Here is a 23,086-nt window from a genome sequence, read left to right as displayed (position 1 = left end):
CATGAATCTACCCAACGTATTAACTCTGTTACGTATTGTTTTAATTCCATTTTTCATCATTGCATACTACTGGCCGACACCTTTTGCCGGTTGGATATCAGCAGGAATCTTTGCCTTAGCGGCCGTTACTGATTGGTTGGATGGTTATCTCGCTCGCAAATGGCAGCAAGAGAGCAGCTTTGGGGCATTCCTTGACCCTGTGGCCGATAAGTTAATGGTCGCTGCGGCTTTGATTTTACTGGTCGATACCTATGGACGTCTCTTTTCTGATTGGCCTGCCATTCTCTCGATTCCAGCCATCATCATAGTCGGTCGTGAAATCGTGATCTCTGCATTGCGTGAATGGATGGCTGAAATAGGGGAGCGCGCTCAGGTTGCCGTCTCTATGATTGGTAAAGCTAAAACAGCCCTTCAAATGCTAGCCATCTTTATCATGATTGGTGCTGCGCCCGGAACGACTCTGGCCTGGATCGGGGTCGGTATTCTCTATGCTGCTGCGCTACTAACGCTATGGTCTATGTTTGTCTACCTGCGTGCTGCTTGGCCACACCTTAAACCTAATCAGTGATAGGCCTTAAAGTCGAGTAAGTGGTTATTTTTTAAGCAGATCTAATTTCAATCTAGCGATTGACAGGGTGGGTGAAGCGTCTATAATACGCGCCACTTGTTCAGCAAGTGCGGGAATAGCTCAGTTGGTAGAGCGCAACCTTGCCAAGGTTGAGGTCGCGAGTTCGAGCCTCGTTTCCCGCTCCAATATGGCGAGTTGGCAGAGCGGTGATGCAAATGATTGCAAATCATTACTAGGCCGGTTCGACTCCGGTGCTCGCCTCCATATTCTCTTCCTAAAGATCTCTCTTTAGGGATGTATCAAACGATACACATCATCAATGCCCTGGTGGTGGAATTGGTAGACACAGCAGACTTAAAATCTGCCGGCCGTTAGGCTGTACCGGTTCAAGTCCGGTCCGGGGCACCATTTTTATCTACTTTTTCTTGTCTACTTTCATCTTCTTGCTAAACTAAATTTACGTTTAACATTCTTATTAAGTAGTTGAGATATGTCTAAAAAAACCATCCTTTGCATTGACGATGACTCGTTTACCCTTGCCCAGATCCGTGATGCTTTGGAGTCTGATTATAAATTGGTCTGTGCAGTTGACCCTGAAGTGGGACTTTCATTAGCGGTCAAACGCCAACCCGATCTGATTCTACTTGATGTCAATATGCCGGGAATGAATGGATTAGAGTTGGCTGATCTGCTCGACAAAATCACCATGACCAGCAATATACCTGTGATTTTCCTGAGTGCATTTGCCACCCCTGAGATACAGGAGCGTGCAGAACAGTTAGAAGCAAAGGCGTTTTTAACTAAGCCATGTAACGGTCGTTACATTAAAGAGATGGTCGCTAAGTTTTTAGAGACTGAGTAGATACTTTGTTAGATCGCACTCTCTAAGCTGAGTAGCGATCTAACATCACCTGCGAACTTAACGGTTTGCTGAAATAGTAGCCTTGAATGTAATCGCAACCCAGCTCTTTCAGAGCAAGCAGTTGCTCCTCTTGTTCCACACCCTCAGCGATCACTTTGATTCCTAGCGATTTTGACATCTGAATAATCGCTTTACAGACGGATAGGTTTCGACTGTTTTCGGGTAGTCCGTCGATGAATACTTTATCGATTTTCAAATAATCAATTTTAAAGTCCAGTAGATAAGATAAGGCAGAGTAACCGGTTCCGAAGTCATCCAACGCCAGCTCAATCTGATTTTGTGAACAGTATCCCATTAAATCATTGAGCTTTTCAGACGGAAGAAAGAGCGAGCCTTCCGTCAATTCAAGCCGTAACTTGAGCAGTTTTCCATGGTTTAAGTTAGAGAGGAGATTGATGATATCTGAACTACTATTTTCACCAGTATTAAGGCTTCGCGCAGAGACGTTCACAGAGAAAACGGGCAAAGGGTCGATAACGGTTTGCCACCGCTGAGCGGCCTCAATCGTCTTATGAAAAACTCGCTCATCCAATTGCGCAATAATGCCTATCTCTTCTGCAATTTGGATAAATTCATCTGGTGAAATCTGGCCATAGTAGGGGTGTTGCCACCGCGCTAGGGCTTCAACACTGTATAACTGCTCCGTATCACAACTAATAATTGGCTGAAACATCACCTCGATTTGATCGTCTGCAACCGCCTGTTTTAGATCTGCGATGAGTGTTTGACGCCTAATCGAAGCGGTCGTCATTTCAGGTGAATAGAAAACAAATTGATTGTCTCCGAGCTGTTTTGCTCGATAGAGCGCCTGCTCAGTAAACTTCAGCAGGTCGGTTGCATCAAGCGCATCTGATGGAAATTCAGCCGCACCAATACAGCAGGAGATATCGTATTGCTGATTTTGATAGAAAAATGGTGCTTGAATGTTGGATCGAATTTTAATCGCTAAATCGACTATGTTGGTTTTATTCTTTTGATTATCGATGAGCAACAGGAACTCATCACTACCGACTCGCGCCACTATGTCATGGTCAGACACATTATTATGAATGCATTCAGCAACATGAATCAGTATCGCATCGCCGCAACCATGACCGTAACTGTCATTAAACGATTTAAACCGATCTATATCCAGTGCAAGTAGTGTGTAGCGGTGCCCAGTATTAGCCTCGTGAATAGATGAATTCAAACAACCCACAAAGTAATTACGATTAGGTAGTCCAGTCAGGGCATCATAGTTTGTGTGTTGCCAGATGAGCTTTTCACGACGCTTATCTTTGGTGATGTCTCGACCAAAACCAATCAACCCGACAATTTTTCCATCACTGTTCCTAAGGGGTAACTTTGAACAAAGATTAAATGTCTCACCGCCCTTAGGCCAGGTTTCAGTATAGAGTTTGGCAAGCAGTGGCTCACCAGTCTGCATAAGGTCCAACTCTTCCTGTCTCATCGCTTCTGCATGTTCAGCAGTGTAAAAGTCAAAATCACTCTTGCCCAGTATTTGGTCAACCTCTTTTAGCCCATAATGTAGGGCTAGGTTCCTATTTGCGTAAATCAAGGTTGACGAGAGATCTTTAATAAATACCTGATCGAAACAGTTTTCTAGTATCACGTTCAACAGTGGCTGATCCCTGAACCACTCAGTCGTTAGGGAATCCACAATTTGTGTTGTGTAGCGCGACATATAATCAGCCTTGATGGTTAACTACCTTAAGCATAGTCGATTATTAGAAAGTTGCTTACCTCTTTGCTAAGAGAAAGAGTATTGTCTATTCGCGCTGGTCACTAATGGCTGCGGTGGGAACTCATTTGGTAGTAGGGGTGCATCAAATAGATAACCTTGTCCCTCTTCACACCCCATATTTACGAGCATTCTGTACTGCTCTTTAGTCTCTATACCCTCAGCGACTACCACCAGATCAAAGGTATGCGCTAAAGCAATGATTGCTTGAACTAAGCGTCGCGATTTTTCAGAAAAAGTCATCTGATCGATAAAGCATCGATCAATTTTTAACGTATCCAAAGGTAAATTTTGAAGATAAGAGAGAAGAGAAACCTGTCCCAAAATCATCCATCGCAATGGATATGCCTAATTGACGAATCTCATTAAGAACTGAGATTGCATAGTCGACATTAGAGATGAACATAGACTCTGTAATCTCAATTTGAATTTGAGAGGGTGAGACGCCATGTTTGACCAATGTTGATTGCACAAATGATATAAAGTTTGGGTTGAATAGCTGAATAGGCGATGCGTTTATCGCCAATGTAAAGTCCATGCCGACTCGTCCCGATTTAAGCCAGCTGTTAAGTTGTTTGACTGACTCATCAAACGCCCATTCACCAATTTCATTGATCATGCCAATTCGCTCCGCAATGGGAATGAACAGCTCTGGTGAAATTTTGCCAAGGTTGCTATTTTCCCATCTTAATAACGCCTCAGCGCCGATGACAGATCCTTTGCTGATCGAAACCTTAGGTTGGTAAGTTAGATAGAGCTCTTTATTGATGATGGCACGTCTCAATTCAGATTCAATCTTTGCTTCGTGATTGTTCGAGTCATCCATCTGTTGGTCGTAGGCATCATAATCTAGGCCGCTATTAAGACAGGGAACAGCCAGTACCGCTCTCCGGATTAATTCACCGGGTTGTTTAATCAGTCCTTTAGATACAGCGAATCCAATTCGGACAGAAAGTTTATAGTGCAGTGTGCCGATTTCATGAATACCGGTTAACAATCGATGCATGCGTCTTGCGAATTGCTCTTCGAAAGCAGGGTCAATTTCAGTCTCTTTAATCGCGATAAATTGATTGGCATTCCAAGCACCGATCATTGCGACCTGATTAGCAGCTGACTCCGATATAAGCTTGGCGAGCGTTTGCATGGCTCGATCGTATATCTCATAGCCGTACGTTTTTGCTAAAGCATCCGCTCCATCTATTTCAATAAAGTAGGCCGTTAAGTCCTTCTCTAGCGCAAACTCTTCAAAGATATGTTTCTGAATTGCTCTTCGGTTAGGCAATCCAGTGGTTTCATCGGTGTAACCCAGGGCTTTCAGAGAGGCAATATCATCATCCGCTATGTAAGCATTGACATAAGTTGAGTCAGAGGCTGTTCTAACCGAACCCAATGTCGTTTTTAGAATATTGCTGATGCGTTCAATAATCAGCTGATGATCAAAGGGTTTATTTAAAAACTCGACCGCCCCTAATGCCAGCGCTTTTGTGCGGGTCTCCATATCAGTTTGCGCGGTTAGCACTATGATGGGAGGCCGTTTGTTGGGCATTGCTTCGTCCAATTGTTGCATGACTTCAAAGCCATTCATGCCAGGCATTCGAATATCTAGAAGTATCAGGTCTGGCAGGCTCTGTTTTGTCTCTTGAAGAACCTGTAAGGGGTCTGTTAAAGACCTTAGGTGGGTAAAACCCTGATCCTCTAATAGATCTTCTAAAAGAAGTACGTTCGCTTCGTTGTCATCAACTATGAGGATATTGGCGTCAAGAATGTTTTCGCGGCTCATTTAATTTACCTCCTCAAAGTAGTCATCAATTAGGTCGTAAAATTTAGGTATATCGATCGGCTTGGTTAGGTAGTGATCAAATCCCTCGTTTAAGCCTCGTTTAACATCGTTTGGCATAGCATTGGCCGATAGCGCGATGCAGGGAGTGCCCTCCAAACTTGGCTCCTGTTTGAGGCGTTTTAATAACTGAAATCCATCCATTCCCGGCATATTGATATCAAGAATAATAAGATCAGGCCGATGGGTTTTAGCCATCTCTAAACCCAGGAAGGGCTCATGAGCAACGACAAGATTTATGCTTTCAAAATCTTCAAAAATATCCTGCATGAGTCGCTGATTGGCTGGATTATCTTCAACTTAAAGAACAACCTTTTCTGATTGGCTCGCTAGATCAGTATTGAGTTGATCATTTTGTACCTTGCCGGATGTGAATGAGTCACTCTTAACCTGGCAGTTAGCCAGTGGTAGCGTTACAGTGAAGGTACTTCCGGTGTGATCGCTTTTCACATCGATCGTACCATTCATATATTCGACAACCTTTCTTGTTAGCGCTAGCCCGACACCGGTTCCCTCTATGCCAGAGTTTTCTGCATTGCTTCGATTGAATGGCTCAAATATATGATCAATCTGATCATCGCTGATACCGATCCCGGTATCCTGAACATGCACGAGTACTGATTGGTCAACCACCTCCCAAGACAACTCAACTGAACCTTGTTGGCGGTTGTATTTAATGGCGTTGGAGAGCAGGTTGATCAGTACCTGTTTGAGTCTGGTGTAGTCTGCCATCGCCTCAATATGCTGTGCGTTAGCTTTAACCAGAATAGAGATACCACTCTTGTCCGCTAGTGGCTGCAGCACCTCTAGGGTTTCATTGGCAACGCTATCGACCAGCGTAGGTTCTAGTGAAATTGAGAGCTTACCCGCTTCAATTTTGGCAAGATCTAAAATGTCATTGATCAGTGTCAGAAGATGCTTACCACTCGAGTTGATTTGGTGCACCTGTTTTGACTGCTTCTCATTGAGAGGGGTCTTTCTATTAGCTTGGAGCAGTTCTGAGAAGCCAATGATTGAGTTCAGTGGTGTTCTTAACTCATGGCTCATAGAGCTTAAGAATTCACTCTTAGCACGGCTTGCATCTTCGATTAGATCCTTCGCTGCTTCAAGCTCCGCTGTGAAACGTTCCCGCTCATTCATCTGACGGTAGAGCTGAATCAGTAAAGAGCAGGTGGCAACAAAGGGTTCTAACCAATTGACCAGCTCATCATTCAGCTCTGATTCTGAGTTGGCAATGGCGATCATGCCTAGCGTTTTATCACCTTGTTTAATAGGCATTCCTAGCAAATTATGCAGAGGAGGGTGTCCATCAGGAAGACCGCGTCGACCCGGTGCTGTGGCGGGTGATTCTGTTAAGACCACCTCGCCTTGAGCAAACACACGACCTAACAGGGATTTCGTGTTGGTTACCCGACTCGAACCTGCCAAGAATTTTTGCATCAAACTTTTCGAATCTTTATCCCAAGAGAGATCAGTTAAAGAGTGAACGATCAGTTCAGGTTCTGACTTGCTTGGATCCACCTCACCAATCAGCGCATATTCGCTATTGGTTAACTCGCGTAATGACTCCTGCAGAAAAGACCATATAGAGTTGCCACTGATCAGCGCTTCATAATCAGTTAGACCTTTGTGAAGTTTATCCAGCAGCATACTTTGTCGCTCTAACTCACGCTCTTTGCGCTTGGTTTCACGAAGATCCGTCACTATCCCAATGAACTCATTTTGAGATTGGTCATCAATAACCACTTCAATGACGGCCAGATGTATGGGTATCAGCTCGCCACTTTTACTGATGGCTGATACTTCACGACCTTCACCGATCACCGAACTGTTGTGAGTGGCATTTTGGCGCTTATCACGGTCGTAATGTTTTAGGTATCCATCATGGTGTTTAGCAATATCCTTAGGCATCAACATTGATATGTTTTGACCTACAAGCTCGTCGATAGAGTAGCCAAATAGAGATTCAGCTTTTTTGTTAGCATCCTCGATAATGCCGCGGTGACTGATCCGAATAACGGCAGCGGCTGCATTCGATACAAGGCTTGATTGCCTAGCCAATTCACGGCGAAGAAGATCACGTGAACTAATAATCTCTCTGTTTTTCTCTTCGTTATCTTTTTGTCGCACATGTAAGGCGATGAGAGCCTCAGCCTGCAGGGCAAAAGAGTTTAGAAGCTCCTTCTGCTCCTCAGTAAACTGGCGTGGCTTTGTATCAATGACACAGAACGAACCTAGACAGAAACCATTAGTGTCGTGTATTGGGGTGCCGCAATAGAAGCGTATGTTTGGCGCTCCGATCACCAGTGGATTATCATGAAAGTCAGGATGTTCAAGGGCATTACGCACCTCGAGTAGTTTGTGATCGTGAACCACATGGGAACAAAAAGCTTCATCACGACCGGTTTCACAAACATCTAATCCGTAAATGGATTTAAACCACTGTCGCTTACTATCTATTATTGAGACAGCGCAGATAGGGGTATTAAAAATATGAGCCGCCTGAGCTGTAAGCTGATCGAAATAGAGGTCACTGGGCGTATCGAGTAGACCAATGGATTTTAAGCTAGCAATGCGTTGAGTTTCATCTTCAGGGTGAGCGGCGATTCTCATAAAACACCTTTTATCAATCGGTTTAAAGTTCACCCAAACTGCATGTGTCGTAAATTCACATATAAGGTGTTTATTAACAAATTAGTACAAAAATAAAAAAGTGCTAAAAAATTTTGAGGTAATTATGTCTAAGATCTCTCTTCTTGGGATTGGCCTAATGGGCTTGCCTATGGCAAAGCGCTTGTTGAGTGAGGGTGTAGAGTTAACCGTCTGGAACAGAACGCAAGAGAAATGCTTGTCCTTAAAAGAGGATGGCGCCGCTGTTGCCGAAGACCTTAGCGAAGTCGCACAGAGCGATATCATTATTACCATGCTAGCTGATGGCCAGGTCGTCGAAGAGGTTATCTCTATGCTACTGCCTCAACTCACGAAACAGCATCTGGTGATCGATATGAGCTCAACATCGCAAAAAGAGGTCATCAGCATCGCTGACAAAGTTGAATCAACCGGTGCACGTTTCATAGACGCACCTGTGTCAGGAGGAGTGAAAGGCGCCGAAGAGGGTACACTGGCCATTATGGCAGGAAGTCGTGATGAGCGAACATTCGAAGAGGCCAATGTCGTTTTTTCATCAATGGGGCGAGCCACAAGAGTAGGGGATGTAGGATCTGGTCAGCTATCTAAACTGGCCAATCAGGCTATAGTAGGCGGTACCATCGCTATTGTATCGGAGGCTGTATTGCTGCTGGAACGAGCAGGCGTTGATTCTGAAGCCTTTAGACGCGCACTGTCAGGCGGGTTTGCTGATAGCACCATCCTTCAGTTACACGGTAAGCGTATGAGCGAACGAACATTTGAACCGGGCGGCAAAGTCACAACTCAACTCAAAGATGAGAAAAATGTTCTCGAAGCTGCGCAATCATTGAACTTAGAGCTGCCTGTTACAAAAGCCATTTATGAGCGGTATCAAGATCTTTCTGAGAATATGGGTAAAGGTGACTTAGATCACTCTGCGCTTTTCCTACAGTTACTCAAAATTAATAATTTAGGCTAGAATGCAATAAAACACTCTAGGGGAAATAGCATGCAGGGCAGTAAAGTCGTAAGTAAAAGCGCTTTGAAAGTGTATGTCCGTATGCATGATGGGGCCCGTCTAGTCGGAGCATTCTATCTAGCCCCAGGGGAGCGACTTCAAGATATTATGAATGATGACCGCTCCTTCATCCCACTCTACCTAGACGACACCAAAGAGAACAACCCGGTTGTGATGATATCTAAACGTTATGTCTCTCAAGTTGAAGAGATAAAGGACAGTAGAGACAATTCATCAACAACCACGAACACCAATCGTCCGATGAACTTTACCCTAGCGGATGAGCAAAACTCGCCTGACTCATTAAAAAAATTAGAGCTCGAGTAGCGATTGGCATAATTCCTGCTATGTTTTAACTAAAGTTATTAGTTAAAGCAGTGACCATTGAAGCAGAATCGATCAAACAATCATCAAATCGAGTCAGACACGCAATATACAAAGTTGTGTAAAGCCTTTGATTCACTCGATGAATCTCAATTTGATATTGTCATAGACTCTAGTACTGAGAAGGTTCATTTAGATGCCAGGGCTCAGCAGTTTTTTGTCTTATCAACACCTCTACCTCTGAATCAGTTCGACGCTTATTTCACCCCAGCTAATAAACTCATTGAAACGGCACCAATACGGTCTGGCACCAACTTTCGATACAGAGGAATTGATAAAGAGGTGCATCATCTGTCAGCCTATGAAACGAGAACAGAAACTGCGCCTCATTTAAAACATATTCGCTTTAAGCGTATCGATCTCTTTGATCCATCAAAACTGACCGAAATCGAAGAGAAATTGATCAATCAGAGACAATTGTTCGCCATCATCTCTCACGAGATGAGAACGCCTGTCGCTACCCTGCAAATGCTTATTGAAGATCTAGAGCAGGGTGCTCCTAGTCCAAAACATACAGAACAGATGAAAAATACCGTTGATCATCTGATGTCTGTACTGCAGGACATGACGCAAGCCGTTAATCCTGAAAGGGCGCTGCCAATAAGCAAGACAGCATTCCATCCTAATCAGCTATTAATCGATGCTCACTCACAGTTGACAAGGTTAGCTGAGCTCAACGGCATGGTTGTGAAATTAGAGCTCATAGATAACGAAAATATAAGGCTTGAGTCAGATAAACAACGCATAAAAATCATAGCGTTAAATCTGATAAAGAATGCAATACATCACTCTAAAGGCAGCACAATTAATGTGAAGGTTGAGTGGATACAAAGAGTAGATAAGGGTTACTTGGTGCTCACTGTATCTGACGATGGCCAAGGAATACCGAAAGAGGCAACCAATAAGATATTTGAGCCGTTTGAAAGGCTGGGCACAAAGGTTGATGGCAGTGGCCTTGGTTTGTTTATTGTAAGGCAATCACTCAACGAGCTGCATGGCGACGTTGATGTCGATCGAAATGAGCAGGGTGGCGCTCGTTTTGTTGTCAAGATACCTATGGTTGATCTTAATGCAAAGCAGTCTGAGCCAGTGTTTAGACAAGAATCTAAAGATACTGGAGATCTGCTTAAGCGCCTTAACCTACTGGTCGTTGAGGACGACCCCATCATAAGAATGGTCTCTAAAAACCTACTGGGTAAATTAGTAAACCAGGTGGATGTCGCGGAAAATGGCCATCTAGGATACGAAATGGCGACTCGCAAAGAGTATGACCTCATTCTAAGTGATTTCTTTATGCCGGTACTGGATGGCCGGCAAATGATCCAAAAGCTAAGAAAAGAGGGTGTGTCTGTACCCATAGTGGCAGTGACTGCCGCCGTCATGGGGCAGGAGTCTGAGGCACTACTCGATGCCGGTGCGAATAAAGTCATCGCAAAACCCATATCAATGAATACCTTTCTGGAAGTTGTTGAGCAGTGTGTTGCTAGATAACAGCTCGTCTTATCTATATAGTACGTATTTTAAATATGTATTATGTATCAAATGACCAGTATAAAACGCGAACAAGTCTACGAAATTGCCGACGAACTGCTAAGGCAGGGCATCAAACCCACCCAACAAAATGTCAGAGACAGACTCGGGTCTGGCTCATTAACCACAATTAACAAAGCACTCAATGAGTGGTGGAGCGGGTTAGGGCAGAGATTAGACGCGCAAGCCAGTGGCTACGATCTTCCAGAGCCTGTTATTAAGCTCGCCAGCAAGATCTGGACGGATGCGATTGCCTACGCAAACCGAGCCAGTGAAAGCAAGCACAAAGAGGCTGACGAAGAGCGCAAGAAACTCACAGAAGAGCTGTCAACAATTGACAGTAAATATACCCAACAAATAGTTGATTTAAATACTATTATTAGCGAAAGAAATAACGAGATCAGCAAGCTTAAAATGGAATTGAACCAGGCTGTAACCAATCTTGGTAATGAGCGAGATCAGTCATACAGGGCAGCCAAAGCCTTAATGGATGCTGAGACCAAGCTAAAGCAATCCGAAGCGGGCGTACACAACAATGAGGGCTTGCTTGAAGCACAAGTACGGTTGAAAATACAGGCCGAAGAGATTGCGCGCCTTAATGCTGAAGTGTTGAGATTATCGACAGAAAACGCGCAGCTGAAGCTTAAATAGAGACCGGAAATAGCATGCTCATTCACGTTAAACCCTGTGCGGACACCGATAAGCTCAAGAAAATTGTTACGAACAGCAATCCTGGAGACAATATCAATGTCTCTAGCTTGCAGCAATTTGAGCAGCTCAAAGGTCTAATCATTGATGCAAGGGCGATAGATCTTAAGCTATCACTGATTGATGATGATGGTTATGTGCTAAAACAGATCTCCACTAAGCGTCGAGATATCCAGAGTAGCGCCGCAAAGAGCCCAGGCTTCACAGCACGCCAAATGTCCGTTATCTCTGCGCTAGAGCGCGTCATGACGCTTCTCGACAAGGAGGGGATCAACCTAATCGGCTACAGTGACGAGCTGGTCGCAACCATTGCAGATGACTCATCATTGCAAACTGGTGAGCTTGCTATCGACATAGACACCAAGGGCATCTACAAAGGCGCTTTGTAAGGTTCTTATTCGCTTTGTGGCAAAAGATAGAGGTAGGGATCTCCTGCCTTTTATTTATAATACTATATTTAACATAATATATATTATACGTATCTTTATATATGGTTATTGCAGTAGCTATGTTTAGGTAATTATTCGCTAACCTAATACTGAAAGACCGATAAAAACCATCAGATCAACACATCTAATAGCGCCTAAAAAGAATCAATCACCACCCTTAAGGCTTAATAAGCACTGAAAACCGATTGACCCCAACCAAACCATTGGCTGTTGATAGTTGTGTTAATCAATCTGAGGATCACTTGTGTGCAAACAATCACATTCAGAGCTTGTAGCGCCTTCCGTCATATATTTGCGTAAGGGTTAAAAACAGTTGAGCTTATCTAACCTTTAACGAAAATTGCCTTATCTCCTTTATTTAAATATTTAAAAACAGCTGTTTACCGAACAAAACAATAATCAACCTTATTTTTATACCCCTTTATCTTCGCGCGTATCTAAGCCTGCTAACCGCCGTTATTTGGCTCTATTAAAATGATTCATGATGCTTTTAGGTGAGGATTGATGCGGTTTTTCAGTGTGGATAACTTTTATGAACTGCTTTAAATCAGGTATGATTAATCCCTTATTTTTATTAAGGAATTTCCGATGTCAGACTCATACCCAGCTTGCCCTGAATGCTCCTCTCCATATGCCTATGAAGATCAAGGACAACTTGTCTGCCCTGAATGCGGATATGAGTGGGATCCCAATGCAGCGGCTGAGTCTGAAGACCTGCTGATTGTTAAAGATGCAAACGGTAATCAGCTGCAAGAAGGTGATTCTGTAACCTTGATTAAAGATCTTAAAGTCAAAGGTGGTGGTACAGAGAAAGTTGGCACTAAATTCCAAGTTCGACGTTTAGTAGACGGGGATCACAATATCGATTGTGGCAAATTGATGCTGAAATCAGAGTTCGTTAAAAAGGCCTAAAGTATTAAGGTGTCAGGCTTTTGGCCTGACACCCTGCCCTGACTGTTTAGTTCCCAGTTTCAACACCCCTATTGGGATCTCTAATCCACTCAGACCAGGATCCTGGGTAGACACTGACTGGTGGCAATCCCGCCAACTCAATGCAGAAACGACTTAAACAAGCGGTTACACCAGAACCACACATCAGGATTGGGTCCTGCGCTTTATAGTCACCCAGCTTGTGGCGATAGATCTGTTGTAGTTGGTCTGCAGATAGAAATTGTCCTTCAGCGTCGTAGTTATCAGACAGTGGAATGTTCTTTGCGTTTGGAACATGCCCTGCGACCGGATCAATGGGTTCTACCTCACCTCTGAAGCGCTCGGCTGCACGTACATCCGCAATAATACGATCCTTCAGTTTAGAAGCCTTAATAACATCATCAACATCAACAACGGATTCCAAACTCTCCTTAACCGTCAAATCACCCTTTTGATTTATATTAGGCGCTTCTGTTGTGACCTTTCCGCCCTGCTGTTTCCAAGCGTTAATGCCACCCTCAAGAATAGCCACTGATTCATGGCCTATCCATCGACACATCCACCAGAAACGAGCCGCAAACAGACCAGCCGAATTATCATAGGCAACCAGCTGTGTATTCTCAGAAACACCGCAGGACCTTAGAAACTGTGCGAACGACTCCTTTGATGGCAATGGGTGTCTTCCGCTTGTGGATGTGATTGGAGAGGACATAACCTCATCTAAGTTAACGTAAATAGCATCTTCAATATGCCCTTCATCGTACTCTTGCTGCCCTGTTTCTGGAGTCATCAGATCAAAACGGCAATCAAAAATAACCGTTTCACAATCCAATGAAATCAACTCTTTCGTACTCATTAACGTCGTCAAAGGGTTAGTCACTTTCTGTTCCCTGCTCTATGATAAATGGATAAGAAATTTAACATTTGATTAATCTCTTCGTGTTAAGTTAAAGCAAATAGATTGAGGTGTATATGGGTATTATTACTGGTTTTTTTGATTTCATTCTGAGCTATCTACCGGGCGTTATCCTTCTGATTTTTGTCTCTGGCCTTATCTTGCTTTATGTCAGTGATCGTCATCAGGTTGACCACACCATTCGTCGTAACTACCCCGTTGTTGGGCGACTACGTTACATGTTTGAGGAGATGGGCGTCTTTTTCAGGCAGTATTTCTTTGCTCAAGATCGTGAGGAGATGCCCTTTAACCGTGCCGATAGAACTTGGGTTTATCAGGCGGCTAAGCAGGAATCTACTCTTCAAGCCTTTGGTTCTACGCGCCTTCAACATGAAGGGGATGTTCTCTTTGCGAACTCGGTCTTTCCCTACACGGGCAATGAAGAGCCTCAACAACAGGTATTTGGCCCCTACTGTCCCAACCCCTACGCCACAGACAAGGTGTTTCATATTTCAGGTATGAGCTTTGGTGCTATTTCAAAACCCGCTGTCAAAGCGCTCGTTGCAGGCGCACGTGAAGCCGGTATTTGGATTAACACGGGTGAAGGAGGAGCTTCCACAGAGCATCTTCAAGGTGGAGCGGATGTGGTCTACCAAATTGGTACCGCAAAGTATGGCGTACGTAACTCAGATGGCTCATTAAGTGAAGAGAAGCTGAAGGTCGTTGCAGAAAACTCAAATGTGAAAATGTTTGAGATTAAGCTCTCTCAGGGCGCCAAGCCCGGTAAAGGCGGCATACTCCCGGCTGACAAAGTGACTGCTGAGATTGCTGCACAGCGAGGCATTCCTGAGGGTAAAGCCAGCATTTCCCCGCCTACCCATCAAGAAATTCAGAATTATGACGACCTTTACAATTTCATTAGGCACGTCAGATTAGTGACCGAAAAACCCGTAGGCATCAAACTCTGTGTGGGTAATATTTCAGAGTTCAGGGAGATGCTTACCGCCTTAACGAGTAGAGCTTCGGCGGCTGCCGCAGATATAGCTGATAGCCAATCAAAGCAAAGCGCGTTTGATGATGTGATTAACGCCTATGCCCCTGATTTTATCACTCTAGATGGGGGTAACGGCGGTACAGGGGCAGCGCCCATGTCTCTTATCGATGCCGCGGGTATGAACTTGCAAGAATCACTCCCCTTAGTCTCTAACATTCTGACTGAGTTAAACCTAAAAGAACGGATAAAATTGGTCGCCTCAGGCAAGTTGATTACTCCTGTTGATGTAGCTTGGGCCCTTTGTGCCGGTGCAGATGCTGTCACAACAGCCCGAGGCTTCATGTTCTCGTTGGGATGTATACAAGCTTTGCAGTGTCATAAAAACTCCTGTCCAACCGGAATCACGACGCATGATAAGCGACTTCAAGCGGGTCTAGATCCCGTCAACAAATCAGTTCGTGTTGCTGCTTATGCTAAAGAGATGCACAAAGAGCTTGAGACCATCGCTAAGAGCTGTGGGGTCTCTTCCCCCTCTAAACTGAGCCGAAAAAATGCTCTGATCTACACCTCTAATCAACACGCTAAGCCAATGGATGAAGTGTATCGATAGTTTTTGACCTGATATTGATTTTGATCATACATCTAATCCTTGATACACATTAGAATTATCTAATATTAATCAATTAAAGGGATTTTTATGTCGAATCGCAAAGTCGATACCGTCATCATTGGTGCTGGAACGGCTGGTTTATACGCTCTTTCAGAAGTCAAAAAGAGCGGTCGTTCCTGGCTGTTGATTCAGGGTGGTGAAGATGGAACCACTTGCGCTCGCGTTGGCTGCATGCCTTCGAAAGTACTGTTAAAAACCGCTGAGTTATTCAGTAGTAGAGATCAGTTTGAAAGCCAAGGTATTTTAGGCAGCTCGCATCTTGAGTTGGATCCTGTCGCTGTAATGACGCACCTTAGGAAGATGCGCGACATGTTCACAAATGGTGTACGCGGACGCACCACTGAGAGAATGGATGATAACCATTTAATCCGTGGTTATGCTGAATTCACAGGTAAAAATAGCCTTAGGGCTAACGGCCAAGATATCACGTTTAATAATGCTATCGTCGCTACTGGGTCATCCCCTGTTATACCTAAACCTTGGCAGGACTTTGCTAACCTATACACGACAGACACTTTTTTTGAGATCGAGAAACTCCCCTCATCAATTGCCATCATAGGGATGGGTGCTATAGGCCTAGAAATGGGTCAAGCTTTAAGTCAATTGGGTGTTCGTGTTGCAGGTTTTGATCAAGCTCAAACGGTTGCCGGAATTCAAGATAATGAACTACTCGAGGATGCACTAGAATCACTATCCACGTATTTCCCAATCCACCTTGGGGAGCCCGTGACCCTTAATCAAAATGATTCTGGCGGTGTCAATGTTATATGCAACGGCATTGAAGAGTCGTTTGATGCGGTCTTGCTCGCACTGGGTCGACGCTCAAACAGTTTGAAAATGAACCTTGAAGCAGCGGGAGCAGCTATCTTAGATGGACAGGTGAGCTTTAATGAGCAGACAATGGGCGTCGAGGGTACATCACTTTATATTGCAGGTGATGCAACCTCAGAACGCGCGGTTATGCATGAAGCTGCTGATGAAGGTCTGATTGCAGGCTATAACGCTAATCAAACAACCGCTAAAAGGTTTAAACGCAAAACAGCGCTTGGCATTGTCTTTACACAGCCAAACATTGCACGTGTCGGCAATTTAGTCGAGGATGAAACGACTCTCTCTTCTCTCGTTAAACTGACAGCTAACGGGCGAGCAAAGGTTAAACACGCCACTGTTGGCGGTATAAAGATAATCGCAGATAGAGAGACAGGGACTATTAGAGGGGCCGAGATTGTCTCGGTTGATGGTGAGCATCTGGCCCATTTAATGGCCTGGGCGATTGAGCAAAAACAGACAGCAATGCAGCTATCCAAAATGCCGACATACCATCCTGTGGTCGAAGAGGCTCTATCAGCCTGTATCGACTCACTCACTCATCAATTAAATCCTAACAAGAGCATAGCCGAGCAAAAATTAAGCATTTTGGATTAATGGGTTGTTCTATGCAGTTCAGATACCCTCTCCTCTAAGGTTTGGGTATCTATCTGCATCAACAGATCCCAGCTTAAGCGGCGGTACTTGTAAGTCGGTAGTTTAAAGCCATATTCATCAAGAATGTGCCCATTCATAATCGATGGCTGTGAGCGGTAGTCGGCCCATATTTTACCGGGGCAGTTTGGATCAAAACGAAAATTGATCTGAAGTGCGAATTTCGCTCCCTCGCCATTCACCCATGAAGATATAGTCGTCAGGATATCTTTACCATCTTCATCGATCTGCTCCGTGATCCATACATCGTTCAGGTTACATTGGCTGTTAGTTAAGCTATCAACATTAAAAACCGCTTGATCCGTTAGCGACTCACAGATTTGTCTATTCATAATGCACCCTTAAATTCGTCCAATATCTCTGTTGATCTATACAACCCATCAACTAGCAATCAGCGTGCCAACTTTAATTATTTAAAGAGGACTAGAACTGATTGACGCTCTAGACCGTTCGGTCTAGTATGGCTAAAAATTGGCTATACACTTTGCTATGAATGACTTAAGCGCTAAAGAGAAGCTGTTACGAATAGGCACCGAGTTAATGACCTCACAGGGTTTTGCCTCAACGCCGCTCGACAAGTTACTTAAACAGTCCGGGGTACCAAAGGGCTCTTTCTATCACCACTTTGGTTCTAAAACTGGCTTTGGGTTAGCGGTAATCGAAAGTTACAACGAATTCTTTAAGCATCAACTGAATAAGCAGTTTCTAAATGCCGATCTATCCCCTATTGAGCGATTAAAAGCCTTTGTTACCTCCGCCGCTAATGGAATGCAGAAGTACAACTTTCAACGCGGCTGTTTGATTGGCAATTTAGGGCAAGAGATTAGCGCGTTGGATAATGATTTTCGTAATGCGATTGAATCGATTTTTAATCAATGGGCTGATTTAACAAGTGATCTATTTGAGCTAGGTAAACACGCGGGCCAAGTTGATCGAAGTGCCGATTCTTCTCAACTCGCTCAAGCGTTTTGGATCGGTTGGGAAGGTGCTGTGTTGCGAGCAAAACTTCAGCAGTCAGCCACCCCGCTCTACCTGTTTTTTAATCAATTTATATCCAGTCGAACCTTTCTAGAGGAGTATCCATTCGATGAAAGCCATTCTCATTAACAAAGACGAAACAGCTGGTTACACCTGCAAACTCTCTGAGGTAAATGAAGCGCAGCTTCCAGAGGGTGATGTTCTGGTGCAAGTTGAGTACTCAACCCTTAACTATAAAGATGGTTTAGCCATTACGGGTAAAGCGCCTGTAGTCCGCCGCTTTCCAATGGTTGCCGGAATTGATTTTGCAGGCACCGTTATCGAAAGCACAAACAGTCGTTTCCAAGCCGGCGATCAAGTCATTTTGAATGGCTGGGGTGTTGGCGAAACCCACTGGGGTGGTCTAGCAGAGAAAGCGCGAGTGAAAGCCGATTGGCTAATCAAGAAACCTGAAGCACTCAGCGCAGCCCAAACAATGGCCATTGGCACGGCAGGTTACACTGCAATGCTCTGTGTACAAGCGATTCAATCAGCAGGTATTACACCCGAGTCGGGTACGGTGCTGGTGACGGGTGCCAATGGCGGTGTCGGTAGCTTTGCGCTTCGCATTTTGAAACAACTTGGGTACACCACCTGTGCATCAACAGGACGCCCTGAAGAGGCTGAGTATCTTAAATCATTGGGCGCATCTGAAATTATTGATCGTGCCGAGCTCTCTGAGCCGGGCAAACCTCTGCAAGCTGAACGCTGGGCAGCGGTTATCGATAGCGTGGGTAGTCATACTTTGGCGAATGCCTGTGCTCAAACCCAGTGGGGTGGCGCTGTGGCTGCCTGTGGCCTGGCACAGGGCATGGATCTGAAAATGACCGTTGCTCCGTTCATCTTGCGCGGGGTATCGCTTTTGGGTGTCGACAGTGTGATGCAACCTATCGCTCAACGTGAATTCGCTTGGGCGGCTCTTGCAGAGATTATCAATCAAGATGATCTTAACACCATGACCAACGAGATCACTCTAGATCAGGTCATCGAAACAGGGGCTGCTCTACTGGAAGGTAAAGTGCGTGGCCGCGTTGCAGTGAAGATTTAAAACATGGAAAACAGATCACTCATCTATGTTATGGACCCGATGTGCTCCTGGTGCTGGGCCTTTTCAAAGACGTTAGATAACTGGCTGCAACAGCATCCCGATCTCGACGTACTTTGGGTGATGGGTGGTCTGGCACCAGACTCTGATGAGCCTATGCCGCAATCGATGCGTGAGGCGATCGCATCGACCTGGCAACGGATTGAGTCTCAAACAGGTACTCGCTTCAACTACGATTTTTGGACTCGCAATACACCAAGACGTTCAACCTACCCTAGCTGTCGAGCCGTCATAGCGGCAGGTGAGCTTCATCCAGAGGGTCGGCAATTGATGAGCCAAGCCATTCAAAAGGCCTACTATTTGGATGCTAAAAACCCCTCTGAAACAAGCACCCTGCTTGAGTGCGCAGAATCGATTGGGCTTGATGCTAGCCAGTTCGCTGAATTACTCAGCAGCGATAGGATAGAATCAAAACTGAACAGTGAACTGGAGTTTTGTAGAACCCTTGGCATTCAAGGATTTCCTGCCCTACTTCTGGTCAACGACGAGGCGGTAATACCCTTAGCCTTAGGTTATTCAACCCTCGATAAAATCGAGAAGCGTTTCCGAGAGACGCAATAAGCGTTCAATATCATCTAAGACTCTAACCCTTTAATCTACCAAACTTCTAGCTATAACGACTCATCTCCATTAGCATTATCGATCGCGAAATTTCAGACTCTTTTATTACCCATGGAAATTATTAATTTCACACCTTACAGTGCACTCCTTGGTGGTGCCTTAATTGGCCTGTCGGCTGCCGTTCTTCTGCTTTTTAAAGGGAGGATAGCGGGTATTTCAGGGATAGCCGGTGGTGTTATTCTTCCCGAAAAAGGTGATATCCCATGGCGTATTCTATTTTTAGTCGGCTTAGTTGTAGGCGGTGTGCTTTACCAATTATTTGGCATCTCACCTGGTGTAGAGAGCATTCAGCCCGTTACTGGAAAAGTGGGTTTGATCCTTGCCGGTCTTTTGGTCGGCATCGGCTCAGCACTTGGCACTGGCTGTACCAGCGGCCATGGCATATGTGGTTTGGCTCGTAGAAGCTTTAGATCTCTTGTAGCAACGCTGATCTTTATGCTGACAGCGATGATAACAGTGTTCATTGTTCGCCATCTTGTAGGGGGCGCTTAATGAACATTAAATCCTTACTAGTCGCTTTGATATCAGGCACCCTATTTGGTCTTGGTCTCTCTGTAGCCCAGATGATCGATCCCGCCAAGGTGGTCAACTTTCTTGACGTTACAGGGCAATGGGACCCCTCATTAGCCTTTGTCATGGCAGGAGCCTTAGCTGTAAACATAGTGGCTACACCCTTGATTCTAAAGCGAAATAAACCGGTCTGCGACACACTATTCAGAACACCACTTAAGGAACAGATTGATCGCCGCCTGATACTTGGCGCGGCTCTGTTTGGCGTGGGTTGGGGAATCGCTGGCTACTGCCCAGGCCCAATGATCACCGCGGTCAGCTTTGTTAACAGTGATATTTTGATCGTGTTAACAGCTTACGTTATCGGCACACTGTTAACACGCCTGTGGATGCGCAAACGAGAATCACACCTGTCTGAGCAAGAGCGACAAGCTCAATCCTGTATTGAGTAGCAGATATTTACTCTAAACCCAGGAAACCGCCGGTTTGATGGGCCCAGAGTTGCGCATAGATCCCACCGGAATTGAGTAGCTCTTGGTGTGTCCCCTGCTCCACAATTTGCCCTTCATCGATCACAATCAGTCGATCCATTGCTGCAATGGTTGATAGACGGTGCGCAATGGCGATGACGGTCTTACCTTGCATCAATTGGTAAAGACTCTCTTGAATAGCGGCCTCCACTTCAGAGTCCAAGGCGGACGTTGCTTCGTCTAGGACCAAAATAGGCGCATCTTTAAGCAGCACACGCGCGATGGCGATGCGCTGACGCTGCCCGCCGGACAGTTTGACGCCACGTTCACCCACTTGCGCATCCAAACCACGATTACCCTCAGGGTCTGTTAGGTCATTAATGAACAGATCCGCTTGAGCCTGCTTTAAGGCTTTCAACAGCTCCTCCTCACTGGCATCAGGGCGTCCATAGAGAATGTTCTCGCGAATCGTTCGGTGCAGTAGAGATGTATCTTGAGTGACCATGCCAATCTGCGCTCGAAGCGAGTCTTGCGTCACATCGGTAATGTCGACACCGTCAATTTTAATCTGACCAGAATGCAGGTCGTAAAACCTCAACAGGAGATTAACCAGCGTTGATTTACCGGCACCTGAGCGCCCCACAATACCGACTTTCTCTCCCGGATTGATGTGTAAGCTCAATTTATTCAGCACAGGCTTTTCGACATCATAGTTGAACTGAATCGCATCAAACTCAATCTCGCCATTCACGAGCGCCAATTCAGACGCGTCAGGCTTGTCAATGATATCGATCGGTTTAGAGAGCGTTCTCATGCCGTCAACTGAGCTTCCGATATTCTCAAACAGCATGCTGATCTCCCACATAATCCAGTGAGAGATGCCACTTAATCGCAGAGAGAGACTCACCGCGATCGCTATCGCACCCACTGTAACAATTGAGTCTGACCAGAGATAAATGGAAACGCCGGCAACACTAAAGGTCAGAAGGTAATTGATGAGGTTAACCAGCACGTTAAACCCGGTCCCTAAGCGCATTTGGCTGTAGACCGTTTTTAGGAAGCCATCCATGCTCTCTTTGGCATAATCTGACTCACGCTGAGTGTGGGCAAACAGCTTTACCGTGCTTATGTTGGTGTAGCTGTCGACAATACGGCCTGTCATCACTGAACGAGCATCGGCCTGCTCAGTCGCAACCCGCTTTAACTTAGGAATAAAAAAGAGTTGAATGCCGATGTAGCAGATCAACCAAACCAGCATGGGAATCATTAGGCGCCAGTCTGATTGAGCCACCAGCACCAACATACTGATAAAGTAGACCAGCACATAGACCATCACATCCAAGAGTTTCATCACTGCTTCCCTAACGGAGAGCGCTGTCTGCATCACTTTGGTCGCTATACGACCCGCAAAGTCATTCTGATAGAAGCTGACACTCTGTTTAAGCAGGTATCGGTGAGACAGCCAGCGAATCGCCATTGGATAATTACCCAACAGTGATTGGTGCATCACCAAAGAGTGGATTAGCGTTAGCAACGGGAACAGGATCAATAGCACAGCTGCCATCATCCAGAGTTCTGAGCTCTTTTCAGAGAGCAACTCAGCTGGTGTCATGGTCGAAATCCAGTCAACCAAATCACCCATAAAACTGAATAGAACCGCCTCTAGAATCGCAATGGAAGCGGTACTTAACGACAGGATTAACAGCGGAATCTCAAACCCTTTGGTATAAAAACGCATGAACGCAAACAGCGTTGAAGGGGGCTGTAATTCACCCTGTTCTGGGTAGGGCTGAGTAAAACGCTCAAAGAGTCGAAACACAGTAAAAACCTTAAGCTAACAGATTGAGATCGGTAAAAACTTGACCCACAAGATCAAGTCGTTAGAGTAACAGAACAGCCCATCAAACGGGTGGTATTTATACCCTTCAGTAGAGATCTACTATGAACCAAGATTCAAACACCGGCGCCATTCGTCAACGTAACCGCCAACTCATTATTAACGCTGCGGTACGTGAATTTGCCCAAAAAGGATTTTCAGGCACCACCGTTCAATCCATAGCGGATAGAGCCGAGCTTCCAAAGCCCAATGTACACTACTACTTTGGCTCTAAAGAGGCTCTCTACCAAGAGGTGTTAACACACATTCTTTCACTTTGGGATGGATCCCTCGATCTACTGGTCGCCGAAGATGATCCTAAAGCCTTCATCACGGAATATATCTCTAAAAAGATCACCTTTTCACGCGAAAACCCAGAAGCTTCGCGTATCTTTGCAGCGGAAGTGATCAACGGCGCACCGCATATGAAAAAACGCTTCGGTAAGCAGTACCATGAGTGGTTTACCGGCCGTTGTGACATCATCAAACAGTGGCAATCAACAGGCAAGGTTAATCCTGACCTCTCTGCAGAGCATCTACTCTTTATCATCTGGGCATCTACCCAACACTACGCCGATTACGAACTTCAAGTGAAGGCCGCTCTGGGGCAAAGACGACTCAATTTAGAGGTCTATGATCAGGCTGAGAAAACGCTAACGGCATTGGTTCTTGCAGGTATGCAGATCAGCTAAACGCCTTAGTTAAGGTTGTTTTCATTCTCTTTTGGCCCA

General features: G+C 45.2%; 21 protein-coding genes, 3 tRNA genes and 2 pseudogenes. 19 read left to right on the top strand and 7 right to left on the bottom strand.

Annotated features, from left to right (window positions below):
- Position 1 precedes the first annotated feature (1 nt).
- The 5 genes from pgsA to XMA127_RS07460 all read left to right on the top strand — a co-directional run bounded on the left by pgsA (position 2) and on the right by XMA127_RS07460 (position 1,430).
- Positions 2-568, top strand: coding sequence for a CDP-diacylglycerol--glycerol-3-phosphate 3-phosphatidyltransferase (pgsA, locus tag XMA127_RS07480; RefSeq protein ID WP_173480926.1), 567 nt, complete (start codon positions 2-4; stop codon positions 566-568).
- Between the two features lie 109 nt (positions 569-677).
- Positions 678-753, top strand: a tRNA-Gly gene (locus XMA127_RS07475).
- Positions 754-757: 4 nt separating this feature from the next.
- Positions 758-832: transfer RNA gene (locus tag XMA127_RS07470), tRNA-Cys, on the top strand.
- A 57-nt stretch (positions 833-889) separates the two neighbouring features.
- A tRNA-Leu gene (locus XMA127_RS07465) sits at positions 890-976 on the top strand.
- Between the two features lie 82 nt (positions 977-1,058).
- A complete protein-coding gene (locus XMA127_RS07460; protein WP_173480927.1) occupies positions 1,059-1,430 on the top strand; it encodes a response regulator in 372 nt (123 codons plus the stop codon).
- A gap of 22 nt (positions 1,431-1,452) precedes the next feature.
- Here the strand turns inward: XMA127_RS07460 and XMA127_RS07455 are convergent, their stop codons facing one another.
- From XMA127_RS07455 to XMA127_RS07435, 4 genes and pseudogenes are all read right to left on the bottom strand, one after another.
- Positions 1,453-3,174, bottom strand: a complete 1,722-nt coding sequence (locus XMA127_RS07455; protein ID WP_173499075.1) for a GGDEF domain-containing phosphodiesterase — start codon at positions 3,172-3,174, stop codon at positions 1,453-1,455.
- 66 nt (positions 3,175-3,240) lie between these two features.
- Positions 3,241-5,011, bottom strand: a pseudogene (locus XMA127_RS07445) (EAL domain-containing protein).
- Positions 5,012-5,356, bottom strand: a pseudogene (locus tag XMA127_RS07440) (response regulator); the annotation flags it as partial.
- 12 nt (positions 5,357-5,368) lie between these two features.
- Positions 5,369-7,681 carry an ATP-binding protein gene (locus tag XMA127_RS07435; protein ID WP_173499072.1) on the bottom strand — a complete coding sequence of 771 codons (2,313 nt, stop codon included), beginning with the start codon at positions 7,679-7,681 and terminating at the stop codon, positions 5,369-5,371.
- Positions 7,682-7,781: 100 nt separating this feature from the next.
- On the opposite strand from XMA127_RS07435, the gene XMA127_RS12080 reads away from it, so the two are divergent.
- From XMA127_RS12080 to XMA127_RS07405, 6 genes are all read left to right on the top strand, one after another.
- Positions 7,782-8,675: an NAD(P)-dependent oxidoreductase gene (locus XMA127_RS12080; protein ID WP_371731517.1), complete on the top strand. Its 894-nt coding sequence runs from the start codon at positions 7,782-7,784 to the stop codon at positions 8,673-8,675.
- Between the two features lie 30 nt (positions 8,676-8,705).
- Positions 8,706-9,041, top strand: coding sequence for a hypothetical protein (locus XMA127_RS07425; protein ID WP_173480932.1), 336 nt, complete (start codon positions 8,706-8,708; stop codon positions 9,039-9,041).
- Positions 9,042-9,098: 57 nt separating this feature from the next.
- Entirely contained in the window at positions 9,099-10,589 is a 1,491-nt protein-coding gene (locus XMA127_RS07420) for a hybrid sensor histidine kinase/response regulator (protein ID WP_173483953.1), read from the top strand.
- Positions 10,590-10,631: 42 nt separating this feature from the next.
- Positions 10,632-11,279 carry a DNA-binding protein gene (locus tag XMA127_RS07415; protein ID WP_173495570.1) on the top strand — a complete coding sequence of 216 codons (648 nt, stop codon included), beginning with the start codon at positions 10,632-10,634 and terminating at the stop codon, positions 11,277-11,279.
- A 14-nt stretch (positions 11,280-11,293) separates the two neighbouring features.
- Complete coding sequence (locus XMA127_RS07410; RefSeq protein ID WP_173480935.1) at positions 11,294-11,725, top strand: response regulator; 432 nt, start codon at positions 11,294-11,296, stop codon at positions 11,723-11,725.
- A 648-nt stretch (positions 11,726-12,373) separates the two neighbouring features.
- Entirely contained in the window at positions 12,374-12,697 is a 324-nt protein-coding gene (locus XMA127_RS07405) for a zinc ribbon domain-containing protein YjdM (protein WP_173480936.1), read from the top strand.
- Positions 12,698-12,743: 46 nt separating this feature from the next.
- On the opposite strand, the gene XMA127_RS07400 is transcribed toward XMA127_RS07405, so the two are convergent.
- On the bottom strand, positions 12,744-13,595 hold the full coding sequence (locus tag XMA127_RS07400; RefSeq protein ID WP_173483954.1) for a sulfurtransferase: 852 nt from the start codon (positions 13,593-13,595) through the stop codon (positions 12,744-12,746).
- Between the two features lie 92 nt (positions 13,596-13,687).
- Between XMA127_RS07400 and XMA127_RS07395 the strand changes: the two genes are divergently transcribed.
- A complete protein-coding gene (locus XMA127_RS07395; protein ID WP_173482495.1) occupies positions 13,688-15,214 on the top strand; it encodes an FMN-binding glutamate synthase family protein in 1,527 nt (508 codons plus the stop codon).
- A gap of 87 nt (positions 15,215-15,301) precedes the next feature.
- Entirely contained in the window at positions 15,302-16,699 is a 1,398-nt protein-coding gene (locus XMA127_RS07390) for a dihydrolipoyl dehydrogenase (protein WP_173480939.1), read from the top strand.
- Here XMA127_RS07390 and XMA127_RS07385 read toward each other — a convergent pair.
- Entirely contained in the window at positions 16,696-17,088 is a 393-nt protein-coding gene (locus tag XMA127_RS07385) for a hypothetical protein (protein WP_173480940.1), read from the bottom strand. The two genes, XMA127_RS07390 and XMA127_RS07385, sit on opposite strands and share 4 nt — an antisense overlap.
- 157 nt (positions 17,089-17,245) lie before the next feature.
- Here XMA127_RS07385 and XMA127_RS07380 point away from each other — a divergent pair, with 157 nt between their 5' ends.
- From XMA127_RS07380 to XMA127_RS07360, 5 genes are all read left to right on the top strand, one after another.
- Entirely contained in the window at positions 17,246-17,863 is a 618-nt protein-coding gene (locus XMA127_RS07380; protein WP_173483957.1) for a TetR/AcrR family transcriptional regulator, read from the top strand.
- Positions 17,844-18,821: an MDR family oxidoreductase gene (locus XMA127_RS07375; RefSeq protein WP_173483958.1), complete on the top strand. Its 978-nt coding sequence runs from the start codon at positions 17,844-17,846 to the stop codon at positions 18,819-18,821. The genes XMA127_RS07380 and XMA127_RS07375 overlap by 20 nt, the downstream gene beginning before the upstream one ends.
- 3 nt (positions 18,822-18,824) lie before the next feature.
- The gene (locus XMA127_RS07370) at positions 18,825-19,439 is read left to right on the top strand and encodes a DsbA family protein (protein ID WP_173483959.1); all 615 of its coding nucleotides are present in this window, start codon (positions 18,825-18,827) and stop codon (positions 19,437-19,439) included.
- A gap of 111 nt (positions 19,440-19,550) precedes the next feature.
- A complete protein-coding gene (locus tag XMA127_RS07365) occupies positions 19,551-19,991 on the top strand; it encodes a YeeE/YedE family protein (RefSeq protein ID WP_173480944.1) in 441 nt (146 codons plus the stop codon).
- Entirely contained in the window at positions 19,991-20,461 is a 471-nt protein-coding gene (locus tag XMA127_RS07360; RefSeq protein WP_173480945.1) for a YeeE/YedE family protein, read from the top strand. The genes XMA127_RS07365 and XMA127_RS07360 overlap by 1 nt, the downstream gene beginning before the upstream one ends.
- Before the next feature lie 7 nt (positions 20,462-20,468).
- On the opposite strand, the gene XMA127_RS07355 is transcribed toward XMA127_RS07360, so the two are convergent.
- The gene (locus tag XMA127_RS07355; RefSeq protein ID WP_173483960.1) at positions 20,469-22,298 is read right to left on the bottom strand and encodes an ABC transporter ATP-binding protein; all 1,830 of its coding nucleotides are present in this window, start codon (positions 22,296-22,298) and stop codon (positions 20,469-20,471) included.
- A 122-nt stretch (positions 22,299-22,420) separates the two neighbouring features.
- Between XMA127_RS07355 and XMA127_RS07350 the strand changes: the two genes are divergently transcribed.
- Positions 22,421-23,047 (top strand): TetR family transcriptional regulator C-terminal domain-containing protein, encoded by a 627-nt coding sequence (locus tag XMA127_RS07350; protein ID WP_173482499.1) that lies wholly within the window; start codon positions 22,421-22,423, stop codon positions 23,045-23,047.
- Positions 23,048-23,086: the final 39 nt, after the last annotated feature.

The organism is Marinobacterium sp. xm-a-127 (assembly GCF_013283425.1).
Taxonomy (GTDB): domain Bacteria; phylum Pseudomonadota; class Gammaproteobacteria; order Pseudomonadales; family Balneatricaceae; genus Marinobacterium_E.
This window is presented reverse-complemented; position numbering and strand designations above follow the sequence as displayed.